Below are 26,694 nucleotides of genomic sequence, written 5' to 3' on the forward strand. Positions count from 1 at the left end.
ACGGTGTACGTCTCCGCGCGCAGCGACTACGCGCTCCGGGCGATGCTCGCCGTCGCCGCCGGTGGCGGCGGCGAGTTGGTCAAGGCGGCCAGCCTGGCCGAGGTGCAGGACATCCCGCTCAGCTTCCTCCAGGGCATCCTGCTCGACCTGCGCCGGGCTGGTCTGCTGCACAGTCATCGCGGCGCTGACGGCGGGTACGCCCTGACCCGCCCGGCCGACGAGATCACCGTCGGCGACGTGTTGCGCGCGGTCGGCGGTTCGCTCACCACGGTGCGCGGTCTGCCGGCCGAGCGCGCCGGCTACCACGGGGTGGCCGCCGGGCTGACCGACGTCTGGCTGGCGGTGCACGGAGCGATCGCCACGGTGGTCGACAGCACCACACTGGCCAATCTGCTCACCCACAACTCGACCGACCACGCCCCCACCACCTGAGTATGGGAGGCGATGTGGTCGGGTCGGTGCCCCGCCGAACCCGGCCACACCGCTGGCCCGCGCCGGCCCACCGGCCGCCGCTCAGCCCACGTGTGCGACCACCGGGCCGAGGCTCGGGTCGCCGGGGCTGCGCAGCTCCACCAGGCTGCCGGGAGCGTTACCCGCCGAGGTGGCGTGCCAGGGTACGAAGGCCGCGACCATGGCGAGCAACAGACCCGCGAGCGCGAGCGCGACCACCAGGATCAATTCGCGCACGGCACCCGAGCCGGCCTCGCCCGCCATGGTCACCCCTCCCCCGCCGGGCCCCCCGCCCGACTTCCCCCGCTGGCCAGCTTCGACCACCGACAGCCAGGGCACAATCGGCCAGCCGACCCAGCCAAGGCTGATTACCGACTGACCGGTGTGGTCGGCCGACCGATCGAGCGGCGTGGTCGGCCAACCGAATGAGCGGTGTCGGCGCGGGCCAGGAGGAGCGGAAACCCCGCTCGCCGCCTTTGCTCTGCACCCGCGGATGCGACGGCTACGGTCCGTGACCGGCGCCTATGCGGGTGCAGAGCAAAGGCAGTCCGGAGGTGTCGGTCGGGTCGCCCGCACCCGGCCCGGCCCCACGTGCGCCTGCCGCCGCGTCACTCGCCGCAGACAGACCGACCCGCCTCGCCGAAGCGGGGCGGGTCGGTCGAAGCGCGGAAGAGATCAGACGGTACGCGGGCGGCGCGGGCGGCGCGACCGACCCGACGCGCGGTGCGCCGGACGGGCGGCACCGTCAGTGGCCGTTCCGCCACCGGTGCGGACCCGGGCGGCGGGCGCCGGCGGGGCGACGATTGTCACCGGCACGCCGGACGGCTCGCGGGCACCTGTCACCCGGGCCAACGACCCGTCACCCGGACGTACCTGCACCGACTCGGGCCGGATGCCGGCAACCGCCATCAGTCGCGACACGTCCCGGCGCTGCTCGGGCAGGACCAGGGTGACCACGGAACCGGACTCACCGGCCCGCGCGGTCCGACCGCCCCGGTGCAGGTAGTCCTTCGCCTCGGTCGGCGGGTCCACGTTTACCACCATGTCCAGGCCGTCCACGTGGATGCCCCGGGCCGCCACGTCGGTGGCCACCAGAGCGGTCACCTGACCGTTGCGGAACTGCTCCAGGATCCGGGTGCGCTGCGGCTGGGACTTGCCACCGTGCAGCGCGGCCGCGCGTACTCCCTTGGAGAGCAACTGGCGGGCGAGCCGGTCGGCGCGGTGCTTGGTGCCCATGAACAGGATGGTGCGGCCCTCACGGGCGGCGATCCGGGTCAGCGCGTCGGGCTTGTCCACGGCGTCGACGTGCAGCACGTGGTGGGTCATCGCGGTGACCGTGGCGGTGCCCGGGTCGACCGAGTGGGTGACCGGGTGGCTCAGGAAGCGGCGGACCAGCCGGTCCACGCCGCCGTCCAGGGTGGCGGAGAAGAGCATCCGCTGCCCCTGCGGCGCGACCTGCTCCAGCAGCTTGGTGACCTGCGGCAGGAAGCCCATGTCGGCCATCTGGTCGGCCTCGTCCAGCACGGTGATCTCGACCTGGTCCAGCCGGGCGTCGCCGCGGTTGATCAGATCGTGCAGCCGGCCGGGGGTGGCGACGACCACCTCGGCGCCGGCACGCAGGGCGTCCGCCTGCCGCTGCAACGACAACCCGCCGACGACAGTGGCGCAGCGCAGCCCGACGGCGCGGGCGTACGGGGCCAGCGCGGTGGTGACCTGCTGGGCCAGCTCACGGGTCGGCACCAGCACCAGGGCCAGCGGGCGACCCGGCCGGGCCTTGCGGCCGGCGGTGCGGGACAGCAGCGGAAGCCCGAAGGCGAGCGTCTTGCCGGAGCCGGTACGACCCCGGCCCAGCACGTCCCGGCCGGCGAGCGAGTCGGGCAGCGTCGCCGTCTGGATCGGGAACGGCTCGGTGATGCCCTGCGCGGTCAGCGCGGTGAGCAGCGCCGGTGCCAGACCGGTATGAGCGAAAGAAGGAATAACTGTGGTCATGCGGAAGCCTTCCTCGACGCGGCACGTGTCGAGGGAGGGCGCCGAAGTCGGCGCTGTCACCGGCGGCACAGAGGCAGCCAGGACTCACAAGCACGAACCGATTGGAGTACGGGCCGGCCCGCCGCCGGGCCGCCGCCTGCGTGCGCAGGCGGCGGCGAGGCGGGCCGGTCCCGTCACCGTCACACCCGGAGGGCGCGACAGGTAATGCTGACCGATCCGAAGATCAGAGCGGGCGGATGTTCTCCGCCTGCGGGCCCTTCTGGCCCTGGGTGACCTCGAACTCGACCCGCTGGTTCTCGTCCAGGCTCCGGTAGCCGGAGGACTGGATCGCCGAGAAGTGGGCGAAGACGTCAGCGCCGCCGCCGTCCGGGGTGATGAAGCCGAAGCCCTTGTCAGCGTTGAACCACTTCACGGTGCCAATAGCCATGTGTTTCGTCTCCTTGACGGAACGTCGGACACGCACGTGTTGCGTGCCCGAAGAGGAGCGCTCCGCGCGGGGATGCGCGAATCGCCTGTCGCTTCTGGTCGCCCCGCCCGGAGAACTCCGGACACAACAAAGAGCGCCTGGGGCCACAATCCCGCCAGGCGCACACAGAGTCTCTGGTAACCAAAACTGCAACCCGGTCAACGTATCATGGTTTTCCCGCGAGCGGTCAACCTTGGGCAGAATCTTCGGGCAACTGGGCGATCATGGCGGTGAGCCCGGTCACATCCAGCAGATCGGCGGGCCGAACCGTCACCCCGTGCCGGACGTAGTGGAACGCCGCGCCCACCCGCTCCACCGGCACGCCGGCCAGATCCGCCCAGGCCAGCCGGTACACGGCCAACTGCACCGCGGCCACCTCCGCCGCCGGCCCGGCGGGCTGCGCGCCGGTCTTCCAGTCGACCACGTCGAACCGCCCACCCGGCCGGGCGAAGACCGCGTCCATCCGCCCCCGCACCACGACGCCGCCGATCACCGTCGCGAAGGGCACCTCCACCTCCACCGGCGACCGGTCGGCCCACTCGCTGGCCAGGAACCGCTCCTGAAGCTCCACCAGCGCCTCGTCGGGCGCCGCATCCGCGTCGGCCGCACCGGGCAGCTCGTCCAGGTCCAGCAGGCGGTCAGCACCGAAGCGCTGCTCCAACCAGGCGTGGAAGGCGGTGCCTCGACGGGCGTACGGGTTGGGCTCGGCCGGCACCGGACGGCGCAGCGTACGGGCCAGCGCCGCCGGGTCGCGCCGCAACGCCACCAGCTGGGTGACGCTCAACTGCCCGGGCAGGGCCACCTCGATCGCACCGGAGAGCCGGGTCAGCTCGGCCCGCTCGGCCAGCAGCAGATCCGCCTCGCGCTGCCAGCGCGCCACCTCCGGATCCACCTCCGGCTCGACCGGCCCGACAGCCACCGGAGCCGGACCGTCGGCCATCAGGCGGCGCACCAGCCCGGCCGCCTCGGCCAACTCCGGTCGGCGCCCACCCAGCGGGTCGGCCGGCCACTCCGCGCGGAGCACCACCTCGGCGGTGGGGTTCGTGGCATCCGGGGTCGGCTCCGGCGCCCAGGCGTCGATCAGGTGCCCCGGCCCACCGTCGAGGCAGACGTCGTACATCTCGCGCAGGAAGACCGACGGACCTCGCGGTCGCTTCGTGCCCTCCCCCCACCAGTAGCCGGAGCACAGCAGCAGCCGGCGCGGCCGGGTGACCGCCACGTACGTCAGGCGGCGTTCCTCCCGCTCGTCGTGTGCCCGCCAGGCGTCGGTGAAGTCGTTCACCGCCCGTGCCACCGCCCGCTGGTCGGCCGCCTCGTCGAGCGCCAGCTCGGGCAACCCGTCGGCGTCACCCCGTAGCGGGAACGGCAGCACCCCCAGCCCACCCAGCCAGTGATCGGAGTTACGCACCGGCCCCGGCCACGACCCACGGCACAGGCCGGCCACCGCCACCACGTCCCACTCCAGGCCCTTGGCGGAGTGTGCGGTGACCACCTGCACCGCGCCCTCCACCACCTCCACCTCACCCGGCGCCAGACCGCGCTCCTCGTCCTCGGCGGCGGCCAGGTAGGACAGGAACCCGGACAGGGTCGCGCCCGGCGTTTCCCCGCTGAAGCGGGCCGCCACGTCACCCAGGGCGTCCAGGTGACCCCGGGCCAGGCCGGCGTCGCCGGCACCGTCCCGGCCGGCCCGCACCGCGACCTCCACGTCCAGGCCGATGGTCCGCTCGATGTCCGCGATCAGATCGGGCAGCGCCTGGTCCAGCCGGTACCGCAACAGCGCCAACTCCATGCCGTACGCGCGCAGCCGCGCGAAGCCCTCCGCCGAGTACGCCTGCGCCGGGCCGAGATCGGCGAGCGCCTCCACCAGGGTCGCCTCGTCCAGCAGATCGGGGCTGATCTCCGCGGCCTCGTCGGCGGCCACCTGCCGCCGTGCGTTGGCGATGGCCCGGGCGCGCCTGTGCAACGCCACCAGGTCACGCGGGCCGATCCGCCAGCGGGCGCCGGTGAGCAACCGCAGCAGCGCGGCCCCGTCGGTCGGGTCGGCCAGCACCCGCAGCGTGCAGACCACGTCGCGTACCTCGGGGGTGTCCAGCAGGCCGCCGAGCCCCACCACCTCGACCGGGAGGCCGCGCTCACGCAGGGCCGACTCGATCGCCGGGATCTGACTGCGGACCCGGACCAGCACGGCGGTGGTCGGGCGCTGCGCCACCGGGATGTGTTCGGGGGCCGCGCCCGGCATCCGGGCAGCCCCCCGCCAGGCGGCCAGCACACTGTCGGCGATCCAGTCCGCCTCGTCGGCGTACGTGGGCAGCAACGCGCAGTGCACCGTGCCGCCGGCAGTCCCCCCGGGGCTGCGATGCGGGATCGGGTCCAGGACGGTCAGCGCGGAGCGCAGCTCCGGCACCCGGGCGCCGGCCGCCCGCAGCGGAGCCGACAACGCGTTCGCCACCCGGAGGATCTCCGGCCGGTTACGCCAACTGGTGGTGAGCCCGAGCGCCGGGGCTGGGCGACCGTCGGCGCGGGCGAACTCGGTGGGGAACCGGTCCAGTGTGCCGGCGCTGGCGCCCCGCCACCCGTAGATGGACTGGCAGGGGTCGCCCACCGCGGTCACCGGATGCCCGCCACCGAACAGCGCGTTGAGCAGCACCACCTGGGCGTGGCTGGTGTCCTGGTATTCGTCGAGCAGCACCGCCCGGAAGCGGCCCCGCTCGATCTCGCCGACCCCCGGGTGGTCCCGGGCGACCCGGGCCGCCCGGGCGAGCTGGTCGGCGAAGTCCATCGCCTCGAAGTCCTCCTTGCGCCGGGCGTACGCCCGCACCAGCGGCAGCAGGCGCAGCCTGGTCTGTTGCAGGGTGAGCGCCTTGCGTACGTCGGCGTACACCCGGCCCGGCCGGGACTGCACCTCGGCGAAGAACCGACCGGTCCAGGCCGCCAGTTGGTCCGGCGCGACCAGGTGCTCGTCCAACTCCCCGGCGAGCGCCAGCACCGCGTCGGTGATGGTGCTCGGCATCCGGTCCACCTCGGACATGTCGCCGTCGTAGTTGCGCACCAGCAGGTCGACCAACTGCCAGCGGGACGCCTCGGTGAGCAGCCGGGTCGACGGCTCGTAACCGGAGCGCAGCCCGTGTTCGGTGACGATCCGCCCCGCGTAGGAGTGGTACGTGGAAACGGTGGGTTCACCGGCGAGCGGGTCGTCCAGCGGGTCGCGGCCCTGCCGGCCCAGCCTGCGGATCAGTTGGTCGAGCCGGGTGCGGACCCGGTGGGCAAGCTCGCCGGCCGCCTTACGGGTGAACGTCAGCCCGAGGATCTGCTCCGGGCGCACGTACGAGTTGGCCACCAGCCAGACCACCCGCGCGGCCATCGTCTCGGTCTTGCCCGACCCGGCTCCCGCGACCACCAGCAGCGGCTCCACCGGGGCGGCGATGATCGCGGCCTGCTCCCGGGTGGGCGCCGGCAACCGCAGCAGCTTGGCCAGCTCCACAGGCGTGTACCGGGGGCCGGAGTCCGCCAGCCGGGGCGCCGGCGTGGGGCCCGCGCCGAACAGGGTGGGTTGGCTCACGGTGCCTTCTCACTCCTCGCCCTCACGGTTGCGTCGGACGGTCGGCGGCTCGACGACCTGACGCCCCTGCCCGGAGACCGGGCAGCTGGTGCGGACCGGGCAGACCCGGCACTTCGAGTTGGCCACCGCGGCGAACGTGGCGGCTGCCATCGTATCGGCGGTCCGCCGGACCAGCGCGGTCGCCCAACCGGCCGCCGGTCCCTCACCGGCCGCCGGCTGGTTCTGTTCCCGGGCATCCTTCGCCGAGGTGCCGAGTTGCACGAGCGCCGCGCCGCCGGACTCGTCACCGAACTCGGCGAACGCCCCCGCCTCCACGGCCGCCTGGTACGCGCCGAGCTGCGGGTGCTCGGCCAGGTCGGTGCCGGTGACGGCAGTGGATTTGCCGGTCTTCAGGTCGATCACCACAAGCCGCCCGGACTCGTCGACCTCCAGCCGGTCGACCCGGCCGGTCAGCTCGACGGGCCGATGCGGGTCGTCCAGCCGGACCGCGAACTCGTGCTCGATGGCGAGCAACCGACGTGGATTGGTGGCCAGCCAGCGCAGCAGCTTGTCGACCATCGCCTCGGCGCGTTCCCGCTCCGGCCCGGCCATCCACCGGGCCGCCAACTCGATGGCGTCGAACCGGGCGGCCACGTAGTCGAGCAGAGCACCCCGGTCGGCGCTGGCGTCCTCGGCGAGCATCGCGGCGGCGTGCACCAGGTTGCCCACCCCCTGCGCGGTGCTGGTCGGGCCGCTGCCGCCGTGCCGTTCCAGCAGCCACCGCAGGCTGCACCGCAGGGCGCTCTCCATGGCCGACGGGGTGACCCGCACCGGCTCCCCGTCGTCGACGAGCGGCCGGTCGTCGGAGAGCGCACGCAACCCCCACCAGTCGTCGGGGTGCGCACCGGGCACCCCCGCGGCGGCGAGCCGGGCCAGCTCGGCCGCCGCCGCGCGCCGCCGGCCCGCCGGCGCAGCCGGGTCGGTGATGGCGGTACGCAGCTCGGCCACCAACGCCGGCAGGGTGAGCGCCCGCGGCGGACGGGTGACCGGCAGTGCACCGGGACGGTCCGGCTCACCGTCATCGCCGGCCGCGCTGCTGTCCGCGCCGCCGGCCACGCCGTTCTTCGCGCCGGTAGTCGCATCGGTGGTCACGCTGCTCTTTGCGCCGCCCGTCGTGCCGGTGATCGTGTCGCCGGCCGCGCCATTCGTCCCACCGCCGGTCGTGTCGCCGGCCACGCCATTCGTCCCACCGCCGGTCGTGTCGCCGGACACGCCGTTTGTCCCACCGCCGGTCGTATCGCCGGCCGCGCCATTCGTCCCACCGCCGGTCGTGTCGCCGGACACGCCGTTTGTCGCACCGCCGGTTGCGCCGTTGGTCACGCGGGTGGTCGCGCCGGTCGGCGCTGCGTCGGCGGCGGACGTGGTTTCCGGTGGGCTGGGGGCGAGGTCCCCGGCCCCGGGCCCGGTGCGCGGACCCGGTGGCATCGGTGGGTCGACCGGCCCGGGGCCCGGCAGGGTGGGTGGCGGGGTGCCCGGCGGGGTGGGTGGCGGGGTGCCCGGCGGGGTGGTGCCCAGCTCGTGCAGGAACCGGCTCGGCTGCTCCTGGTGGTCGTCGCCGCCGACGGCGGCCGAGGCCACGGCGCTGACCAGCAGCCGGTGCCGGGCCCGGCTGATGGCGACGTGGAAGAGCCGGCGCTCCTCGTCCAGCAACGCCGAGGTCTGGCCCACCACGTGCGCCGCGGCGGCGCCGTCGACAGACCGGCCGGCCAGCACGTCGACCAGCCGCTCGGACCCGAGGAGGCTGCCACGCAACCGCAGGTCCGGCCAGATGCCCTCCTGCACGCCGGCCACCGCGACCAGGTCCCATTCCAGGCCCTTCGCGGCGTGCGCGGTGAGCAGGCGTACCGCCGCCCCCCGATCGGCGGTCGGCGCGATGGTGTCGGCCGGCAGGTCCTGGGCGAGCACGTGGTCGAGGAAGACCTCGGTGCGGGCACCGGGCAGCCGGTCGGTGAACCGGGCCGCCGCGTCGAACAGCACAAGCACGGCGTCGAGGTCGCGATCGGCCGCCTCGGCCCGCCGCCGCCGGGCCAGGTCTCCCTCGCCGGCCGAGGGCCGTCCCTGGTTGATCGCGCCCGCCCAGCGCTCGGCGAGACCGCTGGCACTCCACACGGCCCAGAGCACGTCCTCGGCCGTCGCACCCGGCCGGGCCGCGGCTTCGCGTGCGATGGCCAGCAGCCCGGCCACCGCCTGCGCCGGCTCCGCCCATCGCCGCTCGATGCCGGCCAACTCCTCCGGATCCTGCAACGCCTCGACGATCAGCTCCCCGGACGGGCGGCGGTCACCAGCCGACAGCGCGAGGGCTCGCAGGCCCTGCCGCAGCCGCCGCTCGGCCAGCGGGTCGGCCCCGCCCAGCGGCGAGTGCAGCAGCGCGACCGCCGCCTCCTCGTCCAGGCGCTCCGGCTCCAACGCGCAGCGCAGCAGGAGCAGCAGCGGGGCGACCGCCGGTTGCAGGTGCAGGGGCAGGTCCTCGCCGTGCACCACGGTGGGGACGCCGGCGGCGTGCAGCGCCCGTCGCAGCGTGGGCAGTTGCAGCGCGGTGGACCGCACCACCACCGCCATCCGCGACCAGGGCACGCCGTCGAGCAGGTGGGCCGAGCGCAGCGCGTGGGCCAGCCAGGCGGCCTCACTTGTCGCCGACCGGAAGGTGTGCACCTCGACCGCCCCGGGTGGCGCGTCCGGCAGTGGGTGCAGCCGGCGGTGCGCGGCCGGGCCACGCAGCCGGCGGCCCAGCCGGGCCAGGGCGGCGAGCAGACCGGGCCCGGCCCGGTACGACGTGGTCAGCAGCACCTGCGCGGCGGGCGCTCCGGACGCGGTCCGGAAGCGGTGCGTGAACGTGGTCACCCCGGCCGGGTCGGCACCGCGGAAGGCGTACGTGGAGGAATCCGGATCGGCGAACGCGACAAGCGACTTGCCACCGCCCGCGATGACCGAGAGCAGCTCCAGTTGGGCGGGGTCGGTGTCGGCCAACTCGTCGAGGTAGACGTGGGCGAGCCGACGGCGCTCGGCGGCCAGCAACTCCTCGTCGTCACGCAGCAGCCCGGTGGCCGCCCGGACCAGCTCCGCCGGGTCGTACGCGATGGAGCCCCGGTTGCTGACGTCACGCAGCGCGAGCACGGCGACGTACTCCCGCAGGAAGCGGGCGGCGGCCGGCCAGTCGGCGCGGCCGAGCTTGTCACCCAGCCGGGCCAGGTCGATCGGGCCCACGCCGCGCTCGGCGGCGCGCATGAGCAGGTCGCGCAGCTGACCGGCGAAGGCCCTGGTCCGCAGGGCCGGGCGCAGGTCGGTCGGCCAGCCGACCGGGTCGTCCTCGGGCTCCTCGCCCACCACGTCGAGCAGCTCGCGGATGATCAGATCCTGTTCCGGGCCGGTCAGCAGCCGGGGCGACGGCTCGCCCCGCTCGGCGGCGGCGCGGCGCAGCAACCCGAACGCGTACGCCGGGAAGGTGCGCACCAGCGGCTCACGCAGCACCCGGTGGCCGTCCTGCGCGACCCGGGCCTCGATGCGTTGACGCAGGGCGGTGGCCCCTCGACGGCCGAAGGTCAGCACCAGGATCCGTTCGGGGTCGACCCCCTCGCTGACCCGGGCGGCGACCGCCTCGACAAGCGTGCTGGTCTTGCCGGTGCCGGGGCCACCGAGCACGAGCATCGGCCCGGCGGTGTGCCCGACCACCTCGGCCTGCAGCGAATCGGCCCGCCAACCCCCGCCGCCAACGGTCAGCTCGGACCCGCCCACGCGATCGGACCCAGCCACACGATCGGAGCCAGTCACACGATCGGACCCAGCCACACGATCGGGCCCGGCCACACGATCGGACCCAGCCGACGCGCCGACACCGCCCCCGGACGTCCCGCCGCTGGCGGGCACGGAAGCGCTGTCAGGCGTCGCCCCGTCCCCCCGCGGCGGCCCTCCGGACCGCCGCACCAACCGGTACGCCTGCATCAGCTCATCCCATCAGACCCATACGACACCCACCCAATCCCCACCCTCAACCCCACTCCACCGCAACCCCACCCCATCCACCTCCGTCGATCATGGAGTTATCGGCACGACACGCCGACAGCGGCACCGCTAACTCCATGATCACCGCGCGGGGGGCGGGCGGGGGTGCGGTGCGGGGGCGGGGGCGGGGGCGGGGGGCGGGGGGCGGGGGTGGGTCAGGTTAGGCGGGACTCTAGGGCGTTCAGGGCTTCGGGGACTGTGGTGGCCACGGTCAGGAGGTCGCGGCCTCCGGTCTTGAGGAAGTTCTGGTCGGTCAGGCTGTCCAGCCAGTCCAGCAGGGGGCGGTAGAAGCCGTCGGTGTCGATCAGCACCATCGGCTTGGCGTGCAGGGCGAGCGTCGCGGTCGTCCAGACCTCGAACAGCTCGTCCAGGGTGCCCAGCCCGCCGGGCAGGGTGAGGAACGCGTCCGACTTGTCGATCATCAGGGTCTTGCGGCCGGCCATCGAGTCGGTCACCAGCAGCTCGTCCGAGGCCAGGTCGGCGACCTCCAGATCGACCAGCGACTGCGGGATCACCCCCAGGGTCCGCCCGCCGGCGGAGCGGGCGCCGTCCGCCAGCGCGCCCATCATGCCGACGCAGCCACCGCCGCTGACCAGCGTGTGGCCGCGCCGAGCCAGCTCCACGCCGGTCTCGGTGGCCAGGTCCAGCCAGCGCTTGTCAAGCGTGCGGGAGGAGGCGCAGAAGACGCAGATCGCTGCCATCACCTGTCCCGCGGCTGCTCGGCGGCCTGCGCGGCGGCGGCCTGCTGGTCCGCGCCGGTACGCGCGACCGCCTCGTCGCGGACCGCCTCCTGCTCGACGGAGAGCGCGGCCTCCGCCTCGACGATGTACCGCACCGCGGCGCCGACGTCGTCGGTGAGACAGATCAGGTCCAGGTCGACCGGCCCGATCTTGCCACCGGCGGCCATCGTGTCGCGCATCCAGGTGAGCAGGCCCTGCCAGTAGTCGACCCCCATCAGCACCACCGGGAACCGGGTGACCTTGCCGGTCTGCACCAGGGTGAGCGCCTCGAACAGCTCGTCCATGGTGCCGAACCCACCGGGCAGCACGACGAACGCCTGGGCGTACTTGACGAACATGGTCTTGCGGGCGAAGAAGTAGCGGAAGTCGATCGCCAGGTCGACCCACTCGTTGAGGCCCTGCTCGAACGGCAGCTCGATGCCGAGCCCGACGGAGAGGCCACCGGCCTCGCTGGCGCCGCGGTTGGCGGCCTCCATCACTCCCGGCCCGCCCCCGGTGATCACCGCGTAGCCGGCTCGGGCCAGCGCGCCGCCCACCTGCTCGGCCAGCCGGCACTCGGCGCTGTCCGGGCCGCTGCGGGCAGAGCCGAACACGCTGACCGCGGGCGGCAGATCGGCGAGGGTGTCGAAACCTTCGACGAACTCGGAGAGGATGCGCAGCGCGCGCCAGGCGTCCTTGGTCTTCCAGTCGCCCCGCCCACGCGAATCCAACAACCGTTGATCAGCGGTACTGCTCGGGATCGACCCCCTACGCAGCGTGACCGCGCCGCGGTGTCGCTCCTGCCCCGGACCGCGACCGGCCTCCCGCCCGTTGTTGCTCTGGCTCATGGGGCAACCGTAGTGGAGCGGCACCTCGCAGGTGTGCGGGGCGGGGACGCCGAGAAATAGTTCGGGATCATGGGCAACTAATTCGCTTCCCCGTACGTCTTACTATTCACATACCGGGTATGCCCGGCGCGCGCCTTCGGGGGAGGAGACAGCGTGATCAGTAACAGCGAGATGATCCGGATCCGTCGCCAGATGCAGCGACGGATCCGAGACGTGGTGGCCGAACGCCGCCGCACCCGACTGCAGGACCCGCCCCTCGTCTCCCCCGCCGTCTCCGCGCCCACAGGAGCTGATCAAGAGGTCTGCGTCGCCGACAACGGGCCCGGCTGACGCAAACCTCTTGATCACTGGTCAGGCCGGGGCCAGCCAGCGGTGCAGGGTCGCCGCCCCGTCGCGGATCTTGCTGATCTCCACGTGCTCGTCCCGGTGGTGGGCCAGGTTGGGGTCGCCGGGGCCGAAGTTCAGCGCCGGGATCCCCATGGCCGCGAACCGGGCCACGTCCGTCCAGCCCAGCTTGCCGATCGGCGCCGCGCCCACCGCGGCGAGGAACTCCTTCGCCGGGGCCGCCTCCAGCCCGGGAGTCGCACCAGCCATCGCGTCGGTCACCACCACGTCGAAGCCGGCGAACACCTCCCGCAGGTGCGCCTCCGCACCCGCCGGGTCGCGATCCGGCGCGTACCGGTAGTTGACCTCGATCTCGCAGCGGTCGGGGATCACGTTGCCGGCGACACCGCCGATGATCCGTACCGCGTTCATGCCCTCGCGGTAGTCGCACCCCTCGATGGTGACCCGGCGTGCCTCGTACGTCTGCAGACGCCGCAGCACCTCGGTCGCCGCGTGGATGGCGTTCACCCCGTGCCAGGAGCGCGCCGCGTGCGCCCGCTCACCGGTCGTCGTCACGAGCGCCCGCATGGTGCCCTGGCAGCCCGCCTCGACGATGCCGTACGTCGGCTCCAGCAGCACCGCGAAGTCCGCCTCCAACCACTCCGGGTACGCCTGGGCGACCAGGTTGAGCCCGTTGTACCGCGACTCGATCTCCTCCGCCTCGTAGAAGAAGTACGTCACGTCGTAGCGCGGGTCGGGCAGGGTCACCGCCAGGTGCAGCGCGTACGCGGTGCCGGACTTCATGTCCGAGGTGCCGCAGCCGTACATCAGGTCGCCACGCATCGTCGACGGGAAGTTGTTGTTCAGCGGCACCGTGTCGAGGTGCCCGGCCAACACGACGCGCTGCGCCCGACCGAGGTCGGTACGCGCCATCACCGTGTTGCCGTGCCGGTGGGTGGTCAGGTGCGGTACGCCCCGCAGCACCTCTTCGACACAGTCGGCGATCGCCTTCTCGTTGAGGGATACGGACTCTATGTCGACCAGCGCGCGGGTCAGCTGTACCGGATCGGCGAGGACCTCGGGGGTCAGCGGGTTCTCCATGGTTCGCACGGTACCTTCAGGTCTGACCGTGCGAGGAGTGAGCTGAGGCCGGCCCGGCCACGACCGAGAGGTGCAACAGTGACGTCCGCAGATTCCGCCTGGGGCATTGGCCTGGCCACGATCACGGCAGACGAGCAGGTGCTCGACACCTGGTACCCGACCGGCAAGCTGGGCCTGGGTGAGCTGCCGCTGGTCGTCGGTGAGGACAAGTCGGACGTGCTCGACCTGCCGCCGGCGGCGCTCGGCGACCGGCCACTGCCCGGTCTGCGTACCGTCCAGGTGGTCACCGTGATCGGCTCGCTCGACGACCCGATCAAGGACGCCCCCGACGCGTACCTCCGGTTGCACCTGCTCTCGCACCGCCTGGTCCGCCCCAACCAGGTCAACCTCGACGGCATCTTCGGCAAGCTGGCGAACGTGGCCTGGACGTCCGCCGGGCCGTGCCCACCGGAGCGGGTGGACGAGCTGCGGGTGATCGAGCGCGCGGCCGGCCGCCACCTGGCGGTGTACGGGGTGGACAAGTTCCCCCGGATGACCGACTACGTGGTCCCCGCGGGGGTGCGGATCGCCGACGCCGACCGGGTCCGCCTCGGCGCGCACCTGGCCGCCGGCACCACGGTGATGCACGAGGGCTTCGTGAACTTCAACGCCGGCACCGTCGGCACCTCGATGGTCGAGGGGCGGATCGTGCAGGGCGTGCTGGTCGGCGACGGCTCCGACATCGGCGGTGGGGCCTCCATCATGGGCACCCTCTCCGGCGGCGGCACCGACAAGATCAGCATCGGGGAGCGGAGCCTGGTCGGCGCTAACGCCGGCGTCGGGATCTCGCTCGGCGACGACTGCGTGGTCGAGGCCGGCTGCTACATCACCGCCGCGTCGAAGGTCACCCTGCCGGACGGCCGGGTGGTCAAGGCCCGGGAGCTGTCCGGCGTCGACGGCCTGCTGTTCTGGCGCAACTCGGTGACCGGCGCGCTGGAGGCCCGGCCACGTACCGGCCGGGGCATCGAGCTGAACGCGGCCCTGCACGCCAACGACTGACGGACCTGCCGGGTCCGCGGCACTGCGCCGCGGACCCGACGGGGTACGCCTCAGCGCAACCGGTACGCCTGGATGATCTTTTGGGTCACCGTGTTACCCGCGGTGTCCCGGGCGGTGGCCCGCAGCGACACGTGGCCGGCGCCGGCCGGATGCCGCAACGTTGCCGACCAGCCGTTGGCAGAGGTACGGGCCAGCTTCGCCTTGCCCCAGGTCTTCCCGCCGTCGTAGGAGACGTCGACAGCGATCTTCTCCACCCGGGCGGCCGGCGCGCCGGGCTGCCGCTGCACCCGCACCGGGACGACGAAGTCCCGACCGGCCGGAGCGCTGTTGTCGACCCGCAACGGCGGCGCGAAGCGCACCACCGACAGGGGCAGCCGGGCCGGTGTGTCACCGGCGACGTGCCGCGACCGGAAGGTCCAGCTGGATTCCACCTCGGTGCTCAGGTCGGTGAAGCTTCGCTTCGAGGACGCGACGAGGCGGTAGTCCGCCCTACCCGGCGGCACGGTGAACTCTCCGTAGCCGGCGTACTCGCTCTCGCCGACAGGCTTGCCGTTGCGCCAGAGCGTGGTTGCCTCACTGTCGCTCAACGAGCCGCCCGGGTGCCCGGCCGCGTCGCTGAACAGTGGCACGTCGACCAGGAGGTTGTCACCCTGCCGGGTGACGCTCTGCTGCGGCCACGTCGGGTCCGGGAACGACGGTCCGTACGGAGCCTGGTTCCAGGTCTCCGTCACCGTCCGCCCGGCCCGGTACGCGGTGGGGGTGGAGAAGAGCGCGGCATTCGGGTTCAACCAGCCGTCCTCGTCCCGCGTTCCGAAGTAGATCTCGGTCTCCCACTTCACGTTCTTGGTGTTGTAGTGCTCGACCCGCTGGCCGGGCACCGTGGTGGGCAGGACCAGGGCGGCGCCGCCGACGTTGTACTCCAGCATGGGGTACACCACCCGCTCGGCCTCGGTGCCCGGGTCACCGCCGCGGAACCGGTGCACGACGGTGGCCAGGTCCCGCCGGGCGTAGTCGCGGACGAGCCCGGTGGGCATGCGGCCCGGGAACGCTTCGGCCAGCGCGTACAGGTAGGGGCTGTTGGTCGTGTCCGGCTTGATCCACTGGCTGCTGACGGTGGCCACGAACCGGTCGGCGGAGACCGACCTGCCGATGTGGCCGCTGGTCAGGTCCTTGAACGTGTCCGCCCAGAGTCCGACGGTGTACCCGCTGCCGTCGTCGGCCGTGAAGTTGCCGCTGACGTCGATCAGCTCCGGGGCCGCCGTCCGGTCCGGAATGGTCATCCGCACCGGCTTGGCCTGACGGGCGTCCACGACGATCCGGGTGTCCCGTTCGACGGTCAGTACGGGTTGCGTCAACAGGGACATCCCGCGCGGCTCATCCTCCGGGCCGGGCTCGTAGACGAGGCCGCTCAGGCCGTAGTGCCCCTTGGGCAGCCGCACGGTGGCCACCCCGTCCGAGCTGACGAGCTCCCAGGCGCCGAAGGTGTCCATCCCGAGCAGGAGGGTCCAGTGGTCCGGGGTGCGGGCGCCGGCGCGGTTCAGGTGCTCCACGGTGAGCGTGTAGCTCTCGACCTCCCGGTGCACGGCCAGCGGGGTGACCGCGACCGCCGCACCGGAGCGGGCCACGATCCGCCCGGTCCAGTAGCCGTCGGCGTCGCCGAGCCGGGTGTCCGCGGTGACGGTCGTGGCGGCGGTGCCGCCCGCCGGCACTGTGAGTTGGTTGGCACCCAGGGCGAACAGGCCGGCCGGCAGCGCGCGACCGCCGGGGCCGGCGCCCTCGACGCTCAGGTCCACGGTGACCGGGGCCGGACCGTCGTTTCGCCAGGTCACCGTGCGGGTGATCGGGGTGTCGTCACTGTGCGGCCAGAGCGTACGCCCGAACGAGACGCTCACCGGGTCGCTGGTGATCTGCTGGGTGATCGCGTGCGCGACGTCGACCCGCCCGGCGCCCTGCTGGTAGGCGGTCTGGTCCGGATGCGGCTTCGCGGCGGCCATCAGGGTGGCCTTGAGCCGGTCGGCCCGCCACCCGGGGTGCTGCTGGGCCAGCAGCGCGGCCGACCCGGCCACGTGCGGGGTGGCCATCGAGGTGCCGGAGAGGGTGACGTAGCGGTCCCCCACCGGATCGCCGATGACACCGGTGGCGGACCGTGCGGCGACGATGTCGACGCCGGGCCCGGTGATGTCCGGCTTCAGCGCCTCGTCGCCGACCCGCGGGCCCCGGCTGGAGAATTCGGCCAACTCGTCGTCGCGGTCCACCGCGCCCACGGCGAGCGCGGCGTCGGCGGAGGCCGGGGAGCCGACCGAGCCTTCTGCGCCGTCGTTGCCGGCGGCGATGACGAAGAGGGTGCCGGTCTGGGCGGTGAGGGTCTGCACCGCCTCCTCCAGCGGGTCGACCTCCGGGGTGTCCCAGCCGCCGAGGCTCAGGTTGATCACGGCGGCCTTCTTCTCCACTGCGGCCCACTGCATCCCGGCGAGGATCGCCGAGTCGGGGCAGCCCGAGTCCTCGCAGACCTTGCCGTCCAGCAGCGTCGCGTCCGGCGCCACACCCCGGTACTTGCCGCCGGAGGCCGCGCCGGTGCCCGCGATGGTCGAGGCCACGTGGGTGCCGTGGCCAACCGTGTCCCGGCCGTCGGCGGCCTCGGTGAAGTTGCGCGCCTCGGCCACCCTGCCGGCGAGGTCCGGGTGGGTCGCGTCGACGCCGGTGTCCAGCACCGCGACTGACACTCCCGCGCCGGTGAACCCGGCCGCCCAGGCTGTGGGCGCACCGATCTGCGGCACGCTGTGGTCGAGGGTCGGCCGGCGAAGACCGTCCAGCCAGATCCGCTCGACGCCCCCTGCCGCGTCGAGGCGGGCCCCAGCCGGGCCGGTGGCGACAGTCGCCCAGACCGCGCCGAGGGAGGACTTGTCGCTGCTCAGGGCGGCGCCGTGAATCGCCGGCAGGTCGCGGGTCACGCGCGTGCCGGGCAGAGCGGCCGGGGCACGCCGGGCGAGGCCGGTCGAGCCGTACGACACCAGCAGCGGCAGGTTGTCGCGGCGGGCGTCGTCGTAACCGGCGGCGATCAGGCCGGTCACGTCGAACAGTCGCCTGTCGACCCGGCCGGCGCGGATCAGCGGCAGGGCGTCCTCCGGCAGCACGGTGAGCTGACCGCGCTCACGGCTGGTGAGGAAGCGCAGATGAGCACGGTCGGGGCCGGGACGGACGGCGGCGGCCCCGGACGCGGTGACGGTGACCCGGTCGCCGGTGAGCAGGGTGACGGTCTTCGCGGTGGCGGCGCCGCTCGCCGTACGCGGGGCGGCGTCGGGGACGGTGGGCTGTGGGCTGGCCCCGGCGATCGCCGGGGTGCCCAGGACGAGGGCGGCGATGGCGGTGACGGCGGTGGTCATTCTGCTGCGTCGATGCAACGGATCCTCCTCGGTGGAGCGTCTGTACCTGTGAGACGTGCATAGACCGTCGTCAGTATTGCATACTCGGTATGCAAAAAAGGGGTCGAAAATATGACGGACCTGCCAACCCACGGCGGGTTCGCCGGGCATCATCGACCGGGTGACCTCCATGAAGGACCGGATGCTCGCCGGTGAGCCGTACCTCGCCGACGACCCCGAGATCGTCGCGGACCTGGACCGGGCCGCCCGGCTGATGGAACGCTTCAACACAAGTCCCGCGGCGGACCCGCAGGCCCGGATCGCGGCACTGGGCGCACTCCTCGGCGAACTGGGCGAGGGCACCTGGATCCGCCCACCGTTCTCCTGCGACTACGGCTGGCAGATCCGGATCGGGCCCCGCAGCTTCGTCAACTACAACGCCGTCTTCCTCGACGTCGCACCGATCACCATCGGCGCGGACGTCCAGATCGGACCGAACGTGCAGCTACTCACGCCGACCCACCCCGTGGAGCCCGGTCCGCGTCGCGACAAGTGGGAGGCCGCCAAGCCGATCACCCTCGGCGACAACGTCTGGCTGGGCGGCGGCGCGATCGTGCTGGCCGGAGTGTCGATCGGCGCGAACACAGTCGTCGGCGCGGGAGCGGTGGTGACCCGGGACCTGCCCGCCAACGTGGTCGCCGTCGGCAACCCCGCCCGGCCGGTACGCGAACTGGACTGACGGTCAGGCTGGCCTGGTCGGTCCACCGACGACTCGGACCGGCCGACCACGCCGCCCCCGGCCCGGCCGGTCAGACCGTCGGCGACTCGGACAGGCGAACCACCAGGTCGGCGCGGTCGGCGGACGGAGTGATCAGGGCCGCGTTGACCTCGTCACTGCCCAGCGCCCACTCGCGTGCCTGCTCCGGCGACCGCCCGAACGCCTCGTGGCGGGCGGTCAACCGGCGCTGGCGCAGATCGGCGTCCAGGTCGAGGAACCACGCCTCGTGCAGCAACCCGCGCACCTCCTGCCACGGAAAATCCGGCAGCAGCAGGTAGTTGCCCTCGGTCACCACGAGCCGGACCGACGGCGGCACCTCGATCGCCCCGGCCACCGGCTCCTCCAACTCCCGGCGGAACTCCGGCGCGTACACCGAGGTGGGCTCCAGCCGACGCAGCCGGCGCAGCAACGAGACGAACCCGTTGGCGTCGAAGGTGTCCACCGCGCCCTTGCGGTCCGCGCGACCCAACCGGACCAGCTGGACCTGTGCCAGGTGGAAGCCGTCCATCGGCACCAGTCTGGCGGCCGACCCGACGGCGGCCACCACCTGCTCGGCAAGCGTCGACTTCCCCGCGCCCGGCGCGCCGGCGATGCCCAGCAGTTGCCGCGGGCCGGCCTCGGCCAGCGCCAGCGCGCGCTGCACCAACCCGTCGACCGACAGCACCCGAGCCGGTGGCATCAGTCGAGGACCGGCGTGCTGATCGTGAACCGCGCCTGCACGGCCGCCTGCACGGTCTGTGGCTGCGGGTCCAGCTCCAGCTCCGGCGGGCCACCACCCGCGCCGCCACCCCCGGCGAACGACGCGCGGGCGAACATCGGCCGGTCACCCGGCCCGGCGTCGGCCAGCTCGAGCAACGAGGTGACCTGGGCGCCGAGCGCCTCGGCGTACTCCCGGGCCCGGACCAGCGCGTCGCGGATCGCGGCGTGTCGGGCCTCCCGGTGCGCGGGGCTGTCCGGGCGAAGCTCCCACCAGGGCCCGGCCACCTCGACCTGATCCTGGTCGGCCAACCGGAGCATCAACTCGCCCAGGGCGGTGAAGTCGGTGACGGTGACCGTGGTGGTCACGCCGCCGTGCCAGGCGACCACCCGCTCGCCCGAGCGGCGGGTCTCCGGTCGCACCCGCAGATCGCCTGTCTCCCGCCGCGCCACCGCTGACCCGGAGCCGTCCAGCAGCACACGGATGGCAGCGGCACGCTCGGCCAGCCGGGTCAGGGTGGTCTCCCGATCCCGGTCCCGCGCTGTCGCGGTGACCGCGAAGCGGGCCAGCTCGGGCGGCACCTCCCGGTACGCCTCGCCGCGTACCTGCACCACCGGACCGTCCGCCACCATGCCCCTCAGCCTAGTCAGCCGCCGGCCGCCGCGCCGTGTAGGAGACGGTGTCGACGCCGACGTGCAGACCCAACAGGTGACCGCCGGCCACCCCCAGCTCGCGCAGCCAGGACACCTCCGCGGCGTGGTCGCCGCCGAGCGGGAACTGCCCGTCGTACGCGTCGAACCGGCGTTCGCGCAGCGCCGCGCGGGCGGCACCCGCCTCGTCGTACCGTGCCGTGAGCGCCGGTGCGTCGCGGGCGCGCAGCGCGTCGGTCAGGTCGTCCAGGAACGCGGTGACCTCGGCCAGCTCGCGCAGCACCCGCTGCCGGTTGCCGAGCAGCATGTTGGCGGTCCGACCGGCGGGGGTGCCGGCGACCCGGGTGCCGTCGGAGAAGCTGCCGGCGGCGAGCGCGAGTATCGCGTCGCGCAGCGGCGCGCGCTGCACGGCGCCGGCAAGCGCGCCGGCCAGCAGGTGCGGCACGTGGGAGGCGAGCGCGGCGGCCGAGTCGTGCTCCGCCGCCGACATCGGCACCACCCGGGCCCCGAAGAGGTCCACAAGCAGCTCGGCCAGCCAGCGGAACGCGGCCGTGGCCGGCCCGGGGGCGGGACAGAGCACCCAGGCGGCGCCGCTGAGCAGCTCCGGCCCGGCCGCCGGCAGGCCCGCCCGGTCGGTGCCGGCCATCGGGTGCCCGGGTACGAACCGGTGCGTCAGCCCGTGTGCGGCGGCGAACGCCGCCACCTCCTCCTTGGTGCTACCCACGTCGGTCAGCACACAACGCTCGCCGGTCATCGCCGCCACGTCGAGCAGCGTCGCCGGCAGGGTGGGCAGCGGACCGCAGAGGAAGACCACGTCCCGGTCGGCCACCGCTTCGACCAGCCGGTCCGGAGCGGGTACGCCCATCCGGCGGGCCTCCCGCCGGGTGTGCTCGTCGGGATCCCAGCCGGTCACGTCGACGCCCGCGGCATGCAGTCGGAGCAGCACCGAGCCACCGATCAGGCCGGTGCCGACCACCGCCGCCCGCACACCGAGCCGGTCCACCATCCGCGCACCTCGACGTTCCTGCTGGGGTGTGGGGCCGACGCGGCCCCGACCAGGTCGGGCCGAGGATATCGTCCGGGCCCCGCCCGGACGCCGGTCAGTCCTCGGCGGCGACGCGTCGTCCTCCCACCCCGTGACGATCCGCAAGATCGTAAATCTTGGCGAGGCCGTCCGGAAGGGGGTTGTCCGCCTCAGATCAGCGTCGTACGGCCGCTCCGCCGCCCGACCGCCCGGACGTGCGGTCAGTCCCGCGCGAGGCGCGCCGCGACGCCGGCGATGTGCTCGTCGGACTCGGTGAGCGCCGCCCGTACGTGTTGTTGACCGCCGGGACCGTAGAAGGCGCCCGCGGCGACCAGGATGCCGCGCCGCGCCAACCAGTCGACGGTCTGCCAGCAGTCCTCACCTCGGGTCAGCCAGAGGTAGAGGCCCGCCTCGGAGTGCTCGACGGTGAACCCGGCGCCGGTGAACGCGGCGGCCAGCACCTCCCGGCGGGCGCGGTAGCGCTCCCGCTGCTCCTCGGCGTGTCGCTCGTCCTCCAGTGCCGCCACCATGGCCGCCTGCACCGGCGCGGGCACGATCATGCCCGCGTGCTTGCGCACCTTGAGCAACTCGGCGACGAGCGCCGGGTCACCGGCCACGAACCCGGCCCGGTAGCCGGCGAGATTGGATCGCTTGGACAGCGAGTGCACGGCGAGGATCCCGGCATAGCTGCCCCCGCTGACCTGCGGCGACAGCACCGAAACCGGCTCGGCCGACCAGCCGAGCGGCAGATAGCACTCGTCGCTGGCGACCACCGCGCCGCGTTCCCGAGCCCAGTCGACCACCTTGCGCAGGTGCGCCGCGGGCAGCACCCGGCCGGTCGGGTTGCCAGGCGAGTTGACCCAGACCAACCGGACCCGCGAGGTCGGCCCGACCGCGGTGAGCGAGTCGGCGCGGACGACAGTCGCGCCGGCCAACCGGGCGCCGTCCTCGTAGGTGGGGTACGCGATCGACGGCACCACCACCACGTCACCCGGGCCGATGCCGAGCAGGGTCGGCAGCCAGGCGACCAGCTCCTTCGAGCCGATCGTCGGCAGCACGCCGAGACCGTCGACCCCGGCGCCACAGGCCCGGGACACCCACGCCGCGATCGCGGCCCGCAACGCGGGGGTGCCGGCGGTCAGCGGGTAACCGGGAGCATCGGACGCGTCAGCCAACGCCCGCCGGATCACCTCGGGCACCGGGTCGACAGGCGTACCCATGGAGAGGTTGATCAGGCCCTCCGGATGCGCCGCGGCCAGGGTGGCCGCGGCGTCCAGGGTGTCCCAGGTGAACTCGGGCAGCCGCGACGAGACCGGCGCGGGCCGGTTCAGTGGCCCTCGCCGCGCGGCGGCTGCGCGGCGACGAAGGTGGCGTCCTTCTCCACCTTGCCGATCTTCGAGGCACCGCCGGGCGAGCCCAGCTCCTCGAAGAACTCGTAGTTGGCGCCGGTGTAGTCCTTCCACTGCTCGGGGACGTCGTCCTCGTAGAAGATCGCCTCCACCGGGCAGACAGGCTCACAGGCACCACAGTCGACGCACTCGTCGGGGTGGATGTAGAGCATCCGATTGCCCTCGTAAATGCAGTCGACCGGGCACTCCTCGATGCATGCCTTGTCGAGCACATCCACGCACGGCTCGGCGATGATGTAGGTCACCGGTCTTCTCCTCCGCAAGACACGCCGCGATCACCCGCGACGGTAAGAGCCTAGTATCTCGCCGGGGAGGGGGTCGATCGTGCTCCGACAGCAGGATGTGGGACACCGAATCGTAGTCCGCCGGATTGTGGGGATTCGGGAGGGCCGCCCGCTCTTCTCCGACGCTCTCGGCGAGCTGGTCGAGCTGAGCGAGACTCATCTCACGCTCTCCACCGCACAGGGCCACCTACGCGTACCGGTGGCGCAGGTCCACCGCGCCAAGCGGGTGCCACCCACCCGCCGGCCAACCGCCGCGGCGGTCGTTGCGTTGGAACGGGCTGCCGACGAGGCCTGGCCGGCACTCACACGGGGCCAGCTCGGCGACTGGCTGCTCCGCTCGGCGGAAGGCTGGAGCGGGCGGGCCAACTCGGCGCTGCCGATCGGCGACCCCGACCGACCGCTGCCCGCCGCCGTGGACGCGGTCGAACGCTGGTACGCCGAACAGGGCCAGCCTCCGATCATCAACACACCCCTGCCACTCGCCGCCCCGGTCGGGGCCGAGTTGGACGCCCGCGGCTGGGCCGCCCGCCCGCCGGTCCTGGTGCAGACCAGGCCGCTCCCGCTACGACCGCCAACGACCAACGGAGCCACGCCGACCAACACCGCACCGGTTACCCGACCAACCACCACCGACCGGACCGGCGCGGCTACCGACGGACTGGCCGGCGCGGCTGCCGCCGACGGACAGACCGGCGCGGCTGCCGCCGACGGACAAGCCGGCGCGGCTGCCGCCGACGGAAAAGCCGGCGCGGGTGTCGTCGACGGACAAGCCGGCGCGGGTGTCGTCGACGGGCAGGCTGGTGCGGGTGCCGTCGACGGACAGACCGGCGCGTGGAGCAATGCGGTCGTTGAGCTGGCCAGCGCGCCGAGCGCGGGGTGGCTGGCCGTCGCCGCCGGCCGCAAGGGCGGCCTGCCGGAGGCCGCCCGGCACGTGCTCACCGCCGTGGACCAGGTCCGTTTCGCCCACGTGTACGTCGACGGCACGCTGGTGGCGATCGGCCGGGGCACGGTGACCGGTCAGGGGCGCTGGTTGGGCCTCAGCCTCATTGAGGTGTTACCGGCGGCCCGCCGTCAAGGGCTGGCCGGCCGCGTGATCCACGAGTTGGCCGACTGGGGCGTGTCCACTGGCGCGACGCACGCGTTCCTCCAGGTCGAGCAACACAACGCGGCGGCGGTGGCGCTCTACCAGCGACTCGGCTTCAGCACGCACCACACCTACCTGACCCGAGTCGCCCCAAACTGACCCGAACCGCCCAGCAGAGGCAAACCCGCCCACGAGCCCACGAGCCCACCTGGCCACCCGGCCACCCGGCCACCCGGCCACCCGGCCACCCGGCCACCCGGCCACCCGGCCACCCGGCCACCCGGCCACCCGGCCACCCGGCCACCCGGCCACGACGATCATGAGGTTATTGCCGTCCAGCGCGGCGTGTCGCGCCGCTAACTCCATGATCAACGGGATCGGGGTTGCGCAGGGCGAACCAGGCACGCGTGGCAACTGGCACGCGCGGCGGCGGGTCGGGCACAGTGATCGACTCGACTTTCGGGAAGTCGCGGCATCCGACTGCCCAGGACGGCCCAACTTCACGAAAGCCGAGTTGATCAACAGGAAATCGGGGTATCCGCACGCCCGGGACAGCCCGACTTCATGGAATCCGAGTTGATCAAGGCGCGAGCCCGAAACCGCGAGCCCGACACCGCCAACCCGACACCGCGAGTCGGAACCGCGAACCGGACACCGCGAGCCCGACACCGCGAGCCCGACCACGGGAGCCCGACACCGCGAGCCCGACAGCGTGAGCGGGTTAGCGGCGGACGACGCGGCGGGGTTTGGCGGCTTTGACCTCGGCGTACCGCTTGAGTTGCCACGAGCGGTAGTCACGCCCCAGCGCGGTGAGCACCAGGTAGCCGATCAGCACCCCGGCGCCGGAGGCGAGCAGGTACAGCCAGAGCTGGGCGAAGAACGTCGGCGCGCCGCCATCGAACGGGTTGTGGCCGATCAGCAGCGGCCCGACCAGGACTGTCAACAGCATCGCGGCCAGCACCACGAGAGCCATGTCGGCCGCCCAGTCCGCCAGTGGCCGGCGACGACCCCAGCGGAAGGCGACCACGGCCAGGGTCAGCCCGATCACCGCGAACATCGCCAACGACACCCGGTCGGCGGCGGTGTCGTCCTCCTCGAAGCCGAACCGGATGATCAGCCGGGCGACCACGTTGACCGCGAACAACGCTGCCACGAGCACCGCGATGTCACGCCACCGTCTGTCCATCACCGGACCTCCTGCCGTACGCCCCGTCGCGGGGCTCATATCCCTGGCTGGAATATCTACCACCCTTACCTGGGTGGCGTCATCAGCCCGAGCGTGGCCGGCGGAGCGAGGATCTGTCGGAAGCCCATCACCGCGAAGGTCATCGCACCGGCCACGATCATGGCCAGGCCGACCCAGTTGTCGCCGGCCAGCAACAGGTCACCCTCGTTGGTACGGATCGCGGCCACCGCCATCAGCGCGAACCATGGCACCGCCGGCAGCGCCACCGCCCACCTGCGGCCGACCGCCTCGTGCGCGAACCAGCTCAGCACGATGTTGGTACCGACGGCGAGGAGCGCCGAGACACCGATCAGCTGCCCGCCGACGCGGACCGTGGCGAGCAGCAACTCCAGCACCCCGCTCAGCACTCCGGCGACCACCACGACGACCGCGCCGGCCAGCCGCAGGCCCAGGTCGAGCAGTCGCGGCGGTGGCCCCGCCGGGGGCGGGGCATCCTCGTCGTCCAGAACCGTCATCGACGCGGGCAGGGTCACCGAAGACCCGCCGCCGCGACCGAGGACCGGTCCGGCGCGGCCCCGACCGACGACCCGTCCGAAGCGGCCCCAACCGACGACCCGCCCGAGGCGACCCCGCCCGAGGCGACCCCGCCCGAGGCGACCCCGCCCGAGGCAACACCGCCCGAAGCGACCCCAACCGAACCGACCCCAACCGAACCGACCCCGACCGACGACTGGTCCGAAGCGCTCTCCTCGGCAAGCCCGGCGAAGAGGTCGTCCTCCCAGCCATACGGCCCGGAACCCGGGCCCTTCTCGCCGACCGCGAGGGTGAAGAACTCCACGCCCATGAACTCGCCGCCGAAGTTGCCGGCGATCGAGTAGAGCCACGAGGTGGCCGGGATCTGGGTGGCGTGCGCCCGCATCGCGGCTTCCTTGGCCGTGTGCTGGTCGGTGCCGTCGATCCGGGCGGCGATCTGGGCGTCCGGGGTGCCGAAGGGCAGGTCGGCGATGTCGGCGATGCCGCCGAACGGGTTGTCGGAGGACTCGGCGAAATGCGCCATGCCGGCCTCCAGGACGCTGAGCGGCAACGCGGTCCAGTACACCTTCAGCGGGGCGCAACCCTCGCCGGCGGCCAGCTCGACAGCGCGCATCGCGACCCGGTGGGCCTGGATGTGGTCGGGGTGGCCGTAGAAGCCGTTCGGGTCGTACGTGATCAGCACCTGCGGGCGTACCTCCCGCATGATCTCCACCAGGTGCCCGGCGGCCTCGTCGAGGTCGGCCTGCCAGAAGGCGCGGGGGTGGTCGTTGGTGGCGAGACCCATCATCCCCGAGTCGCGGTAACGGCCGGCCCCGCCCAGGAAGCGGTGGTCACTGACGCCGAGCGCGGCGCACGCGGCGGCCAGCTCGGCGATCCGGTAACCGCCGAGTTGGTCGGCCTCGGCGGCGGCGAGCTGGGCCAGCGCCGGTACGTGGATCTCGCCCTCCTCACCGAGGGTGCAGGTCACAAGCGTGACGTGGGCCCCGTCGGCGGCGTAGTGGGCCATCGTCGAGCCGGTGCCGATCGACTCGTCGTCGGGGTGCGCGTGGACCAGCAGCAGGCGGCGGTCGGGCAGCATCGTCACGACGGTCACTCTAACCGGCGGTCAGGTCCCGCTGGCGTTGACGCGTCCGCCCAGGTCGGCCACATCACCC

At 73.2% G+C, this 26,694-nt stretch carries 22 protein-coding genes; 5 read left to right on the forward strand and 17 right to left on the reverse strand.

Annotated elements, in window-relative coordinates; genetic code table 11:
* Positions 1-3: 3 nt before the first annotated feature.
* The gene (locus ACGFH8_RS26615; protein ID WP_393372080.1) at positions 4-432 is read left to right on the forward strand and encodes an RrF2 family transcriptional regulator; all 429 of its coding nucleotides are present in this window, start codon (positions 4-6) and stop codon (positions 430-432) included.
* Positions 433-513: 81 nt separating this feature from the next.
* Here the strand turns inward: ACGFH8_RS26615 and ACGFH8_RS26620 are convergent, their stop codons facing one another.
* The 7 genes from ACGFH8_RS26620 to ACGFH8_RS26650 form a co-directional block, all read right to left on the reverse strand.
* Positions 514-714, reverse strand: coding sequence for a hypothetical protein (locus ACGFH8_RS26620; protein WP_393372082.1), 201 nt, complete (start codon positions 712-714; stop codon positions 514-516).
* 411 nt (positions 715-1,125) lie between these two features.
* Positions 1,126-2,439, reverse strand: coding sequence for a DEAD/DEAH box helicase (locus tag ACGFH8_RS26625; RefSeq protein WP_393372085.1), 1,314 nt, complete (start codon positions 2,437-2,439; stop codon positions 1,126-1,128).
* Between the two features lie 223 nt (positions 2,440-2,662).
* On the reverse strand, positions 2,663-2,866 hold the full coding sequence (locus ACGFH8_RS26630; RefSeq protein ID WP_007464836.1) for a cold-shock protein: 204 nt from the start codon (positions 2,864-2,866) through the stop codon (positions 2,663-2,665).
* A gap of 226 nt (positions 2,867-3,092) precedes the next feature.
* On the reverse strand, positions 3,093-6,464 hold the full coding sequence (locus tag ACGFH8_RS26635; protein WP_393372088.1) for an ATP-dependent helicase: 3,372 nt from the start codon (positions 6,462-6,464) through the stop codon (positions 3,093-3,095).
* Positions 6,465-6,473: 9 nt separating this feature from the next.
* Positions 6,474-10,235 (reverse strand): ATP-dependent helicase, encoded by a 3,762-nt coding sequence (locus tag ACGFH8_RS26640; protein WP_393372089.1) that lies wholly within the window; start codon positions 10,233-10,235, stop codon positions 6,474-6,476.
* Positions 10,236-10,657: 422 nt separating this feature from the next.
* On the reverse strand, positions 10,658-11,203 hold the full coding sequence (locus tag ACGFH8_RS26645) for a TIGR00730 family Rossman fold protein (RefSeq protein ID WP_393372092.1): 546 nt from the start codon (positions 11,201-11,203) through the stop codon (positions 10,658-10,660).
* Positions 11,203-12,069: a TIGR00730 family Rossman fold protein gene (locus tag ACGFH8_RS26650; protein WP_393372094.1), complete on the reverse strand. Its 867-nt coding sequence runs from the start codon at positions 12,067-12,069 to the stop codon at positions 11,203-11,205. Before ACGFH8_RS26650 ends, ACGFH8_RS26645 begins: the two co-directional genes overlap by 1 nt.
* A 153-nt stretch (positions 12,070-12,222) precedes the next feature.
* Here ACGFH8_RS26650 and ACGFH8_RS26655 point away from each other — a divergent pair, with 153 nt between their 5' ends.
* The gene (locus ACGFH8_RS26655; protein ID WP_393372096.1) at positions 12,223-12,399 is read left to right on the forward strand and encodes a hypothetical protein; all 177 of its coding nucleotides are present in this window, start codon (positions 12,223-12,225) and stop codon (positions 12,397-12,399) included.
* 21 nt (positions 12,400-12,420) lie between these two features.
* On the opposite strand, the gene dapE is transcribed toward ACGFH8_RS26655, so the two are convergent.
* Positions 12,421-13,494 (reverse strand): succinyl-diaminopimelate desuccinylase, encoded by a 1,074-nt coding sequence (gene dapE / locus ACGFH8_RS26660; RefSeq protein WP_393372099.1) that lies wholly within the window; start codon positions 13,492-13,494, stop codon positions 12,421-12,423.
* A 78-nt stretch (positions 13,495-13,572) separates the two neighbouring features.
* Between dapE and dapD the strand changes: the two genes are divergently transcribed.
* Positions 13,573-14,532 carry a 2,3,4,5-tetrahydropyridine-2,6-dicarboxylate N-succinyltransferase gene (gene dapD, locus ACGFH8_RS26665; RefSeq protein WP_393372102.1) on the forward strand — a complete coding sequence of 320 codons (960 nt, stop codon included), beginning with the start codon at positions 13,573-13,575 and terminating at the stop codon, positions 14,530-14,532.
* 50 nt (positions 14,533-14,582) lie between these two features.
* On the opposite strand, the gene ACGFH8_RS26670 is transcribed toward dapD, so the two are convergent.
* A complete protein-coding gene (locus tag ACGFH8_RS26670; RefSeq protein ID WP_393372105.1) occupies positions 14,583-17,915 on the reverse strand; it encodes a S8 family serine peptidase in 3,333 nt (1,110 codons plus the stop codon).
* Between the two features lie 160 nt (positions 17,916-18,075).
* Here ACGFH8_RS26670 and ACGFH8_RS26675 point away from each other — a divergent pair, with 160 nt between their 5' ends.
* A complete protein-coding gene (locus tag ACGFH8_RS26675) occupies positions 18,076-18,633 on the forward strand; it encodes a sugar O-acetyltransferase (protein ID WP_393372108.1) in 558 nt (185 codons plus the stop codon).
* A 70-nt stretch (positions 18,634-18,703) separates the two neighbouring features.
* Here the strand turns inward: ACGFH8_RS26675 and ACGFH8_RS26680 are convergent, their stop codons facing one another.
* From ACGFH8_RS26680 to fdxA, 5 genes are all read right to left on the reverse strand, one after another.
* Positions 18,704-19,351, reverse strand: coding sequence for a nucleoside/nucleotide kinase family protein (locus ACGFH8_RS26680; protein ID WP_393372111.1), 648 nt, complete (start codon positions 19,349-19,351; stop codon positions 18,704-18,706).
* Positions 19,351-20,001: an SIMPL domain-containing protein gene (locus ACGFH8_RS26685; protein WP_393372113.1), complete on the reverse strand. Its 651-nt coding sequence runs from the start codon at positions 19,999-20,001 to the stop codon at positions 19,351-19,353. The genes ACGFH8_RS26680 and ACGFH8_RS26685 overlap by 1 nt, the downstream gene beginning before the upstream one ends.
* 10 nt (positions 20,002-20,011) lie before the next feature.
* On the reverse strand, positions 20,012-21,025 hold the full coding sequence (locus ACGFH8_RS26690) for a prephenate dehydrogenase (protein WP_393372116.1): 1,014 nt from the start codon (positions 21,023-21,025) through the stop codon (positions 20,012-20,014).
* 239 nt (positions 21,026-21,264) lie between these two features.
* Positions 21,265-22,374 (reverse strand): succinyldiaminopimelate transaminase, encoded by a 1,110-nt coding sequence (dapC, locus tag ACGFH8_RS26695; RefSeq protein WP_393372431.1) that lies wholly within the window; start codon positions 22,372-22,374, stop codon positions 21,265-21,267.
* Positions 22,371-22,697, reverse strand: a complete 327-nt coding sequence (gene fdxA / locus ACGFH8_RS26700; RefSeq protein WP_091422126.1) for a ferredoxin — start codon at positions 22,695-22,697, stop codon at positions 22,371-22,373. Before fdxA ends, dapC begins: the two co-directional genes overlap by 4 nt.
* 97 nt (positions 22,698-22,794) lie before the next feature.
* Between fdxA and ACGFH8_RS26705 the strand changes: the two genes are divergently transcribed.
* The gene (locus tag ACGFH8_RS26705; protein ID WP_393372433.1) at positions 22,795-23,979 is read left to right on the forward strand and encodes a GNAT family N-acetyltransferase; all 1,185 of its coding nucleotides are present in this window, start codon (positions 22,795-22,797) and stop codon (positions 23,977-23,979) included.
* A 562-nt stretch (positions 23,980-24,541) separates the two neighbouring features.
* Here the strand turns inward: ACGFH8_RS26705 and ACGFH8_RS26710 are convergent.
* The 3 genes from ACGFH8_RS26710 to mshB all read right to left on the reverse strand — a co-directional run bounded on the left by ACGFH8_RS26710 (position 24,542) and on the right by mshB (position 26,633).
* Positions 24,542-25,006: a hypothetical protein gene (locus tag ACGFH8_RS26710; protein WP_393372436.1), complete on the reverse strand. Its 465-nt coding sequence runs from the start codon at positions 25,004-25,006 to the stop codon at positions 24,542-24,544.
* Positions 25,007-25,071: 65 nt separating this feature from the next.
* Entirely contained in the window at positions 25,072-25,521 is a 450-nt protein-coding gene (locus ACGFH8_RS26715; protein ID WP_393372119.1) for a hypothetical protein, read from the reverse strand.
* 14 nt (positions 25,522-25,535) lie between these two features.
* The gene (gene mshB / locus ACGFH8_RS26720) at positions 25,536-26,633 is read right to left on the reverse strand and encodes an N-acetyl-1-D-myo-inositol-2-amino-2-deoxy-alpha-D-glucopyranoside deacetylase (RefSeq protein WP_393372122.1); all 1,098 of its coding nucleotides are present in this window, start codon (positions 26,631-26,633) and stop codon (positions 25,536-25,538) included.
* Positions 26,634-26,694: the final 61 nt, after the last annotated feature.

This window comes from Micromonospora sp. NPDC049175 (genome assembly GCF_043197345.1).
GTDB lineage: Bacteria > Actinomycetota > Actinomycetes > Mycobacteriales > Micromonosporaceae > Micromonospora.